1 pseudogene is annotated in these 262 nt (G+C 62.2%); it reads left to right on the top strand.

Annotated elements, in window-relative coordinates:
• Nucleotides 1-262 (top strand): annotated as a pseudogene (locus AC0L2X_RS32625) (glycogen debranching protein GlgX); the annotation flags it as partial.

Genomic DNA, 262 nt, shown 5'->3' with positions numbered 1-262 from the left:
CGATGGCGAAGGGGTTAATTTCGCCGTCTATTCGGCCAATGCCGACCGGATCGAACTCTGCCTGTTCGATGCCAAGGGCAAGCGCGAACTGCGGCGCTATACCCTGCCCGAGTGCACGGACGAGGTCTGGCACGGCTATCTGCCGGATGTCGGTCCGGGTCTGCTCTATGGCTACCGCGCCCATGGCCCCTATGAGCCCGAGGCGGGCCATCGCTTTAATCCGAACAAGCTGCTGCTCGACCCCTATGCGCGCAAGTTGTTC

Source organism: Mesorhizobium sp. WSM4828, from assembly GCF_055811175.1.
The sequence above is the reverse complement of the archived record's forward strand: the minus strand, read 5'-3'. Positions and strand labels throughout refer to the sequence as shown.